This window comes from Chthonomonas sp. (assembly GCF_035294505.1).
Taxonomy (GTDB): Bacteria; Armatimonadota; Chthonomonadetes; order Chthonomonadales; family Chthonomonadaceae; genus Chthonomonas.
On sequence record NZ_DATGKU010000137.1, the window covers coordinates 1 to 2,762 of the forward strand.

General features: G+C 55.6%; 1 protein-coding gene. It reads left to right on the plus strand.

What is annotated here, in order from left to right; translation table 11 throughout:
- Nucleotides 1–139 precede the first annotated feature (139 nt).
- A complete protein-coding gene (locus VKV18_RS07990) occupies nucleotides 140–652 on the plus strand; it encodes a transposase (RefSeq protein ID WP_324203683.1) in 513 nt (170 codons plus the stop codon).
- The last annotated feature ends 2,110 nt before the right edge of the window (nucleotides 653–2,762 follow it).

The following is a 2,762-nucleotide window of genomic DNA, read 5'->3' on the forward strand; positions in this document are numbered from 1 at the left end:
GGATGGAGAGTCTGTTGCGTCGTTGCTGCCGGCAGGACTCCTTGTGTCTCTGCCATTGCTGTGATATCCTCCCCACATTGCCATCTGTCGATCAGGAAGGCATTCATCTCGTCAGGAACAACGTGGAGGAGGATCATTAATGGCAACTCCGTCTCAGAATCCCAAACGATGGCCCACACGCAAACGCCTGCGCTTGCGCGGCTACGATTACAGCCAGCCTGGCAGTTACTTCGTTACCATCTGCACCAAAAATCGCAAACTCTGGTTCGGAACTATCAGCGACGAGATCATGCACCTCAACACCATCGGGAAGATTGTCCAACTCGTCTGGCTCTCGCTGCCAGAGCGATTCCCCGGCCTGGAATTAGATCAATTTATCGTGATGCCCAATCACGTGCATGGCCTTATCACCCTGACCGAAGAGACACGCTGCCGACAGGGGGAGAACAAACCCAGGCCGACGCTGAGCCATATCGTTGACGCTTTCAAAGAAACAGCCACCACTCGCATTCGTAGAGTTGCCGCTGATTTTGCCTGGCAGCAAGGCTTCTATGACTGCATAATCCGTCATGAGCGCATGATGGATCAAAAGCGCCACTACATCGCGACCAACCCGGTCCGCTGGCAACTCAAGCGCGCTACGTCACCATGACGACCTCACGCTCCATCCTCGACCCACGCCGCCCCCCGATGCCGTGACAGAGTAGGGACGCCGCGCCGCCCCCGGGTGTAAGGTGGCGAGACCTGTTCGCGGCGCAAGTCCGCCCCGGCCCCCGGTGGATGCTCACCATTGAGAGGGATGATGGGGGATATGCGACCCGAACGACGCGGACTTGCGCCGCAGGCGCTTCACCGAACGTTGCCCCCGGGGGCGGCGCGGCGTCCCTACAGCAAGCCGAGCGGTTCGATAATGGGGTACATGGTCGTCATCCCAAAGGGGCGGACTTGCGCCGCAGGCGCTTCACCGAACGCTGCCCCCGGGGGCGGCGCGGCGTCCCTACCCCGTCCCATTATTTCCCCCATTCCCAATCTTGATTGTTACCGTTCATCATCGCGCAGGTCCACACTTAAAATCCCCCATTTGTCCCCACCTCCTCCTTGCCCACCAAGACCCTATCAAGTATAAACAATGTATTGATTGATTTTGAATGCGCTTGAGCCAATGCTCGCGCGTTCCCGGGGACGCCGCCAACCCGGACACCAGAGGCGGGGCATGCGATCAGCCGGTGTTGCAAACGCCAATGATCGCAGTGGGGACAGTGCCGAGGAACAGATTTCCTCGCCCCACGCCTTGCAAGCGAGTATTCGCTAGCGAGGCAAAATCGTCAGCAAGCTGCTGCGTTGCGCGCGCTACTGACATGGAAAGCACTGGCAAACAGTAGTTGTTTTTTGTTTTGTAAAGCCAGAAAGGAGGTGCATACGAGACTGGAGTAGGACGGCAGGAGCTCGTGCTTTCTCCTTTCTGGTTGATTTGAAAGGAGAAAGACGTGACGCAAGAAAATGTTTACTGCTACTATCTCGCATTGTCTAGGACCAGGGAAGGGACCATCCTGGCCCTCACGTTCTCGGATCCTGGGCAGAAGCAATACATTCCTTATCAAGTCTTAATGGTTGGGGAGCTCCGCAGAAGAGGGTGCGGCCAGTTGGTGGGCATCGGTGACCACACTGTTGTTTGCCGGGAATGCTTGTTGGGCCGCCTTGAAACTTTCTGCGAAACTTTACGCGAGCCCGCTCTGGCAAGCCCATGGGAAAACTCGGCAAGCCCATCGCAAGGCTCTACGTTTTATCTAACCTACGAGGGGATGCTACCGCAACCCCATACTTACGCACCCTGCTACTCGATTGTCAGAGTATGCTGGTGTGAAGAAGGGAGTGGCGGAAGGCGGCAAAATGACATCAAATTGCCCGTGGGTCGGTCCATTTTTTGGAAGGACGTCCATGATATGGAAGGTTCTTCACAGGAAATGGTTTACAAGGTTTTAAACATCGTCTTAGAATCTATGTCTAAATGACATAGAGAAGAACTCCCGTCATCGTATGGGGGTTCTTCTTTTTTTGTGTGCATTTAATGACGCTCACCGATCCGCCACGAATCTCTCCCACTGCGCAGCCGCACGATAATGAATGGTATCGATCAAGCCCGGCCTCGTCATCCTGAACCAGGAATGTCATTGTGAACTATATACCATTCTGAACCAGGAATGTCATCCTGAGCGCGAGCGAAGGATCCTCCCGCCGTCAGGACGGGCGCGTGCCTCCTGCGGGGCGCCCCATCGGTCAGGCTCCGTGCCACGCCCTTGCTTCGCTCGGGCGGGATCCTTCCCCTTCGTGCCTCAGGGCTACGGCTCACGCTGCTCAGGGTAACATACATTTACCAACGGCACCGGCGGTCAGTGGAATGGCAACAGCTCAGGATGACATATCTGCGCTCAGAGTAACATACAAGGCCCAGGATAATAGACATAATTCAGGATGGCCGGCATGGCCCAGGGTGACATGATTGCGCATCATCGTTTGTCTATACGACACAAAAAAAACCGCAACAGATCCGCTCCACAGGCGTCCCCAATGCCTGCCAGACTTGCATTTTTCAAGGTGGCATGGTACAGGGAAAAGTAGAGAATAGTATGTGCTCCTCTCGCAAACCGGCGAGAGTCGCTAGCCTCCACTAAGCGCGGATCTTTGAGCCTCGCTGGCGCGACCAGTATGGGCGCGAGGCGACGGAGAACAAATATTTGAGGATTTGAAACTTCAGATCCTCC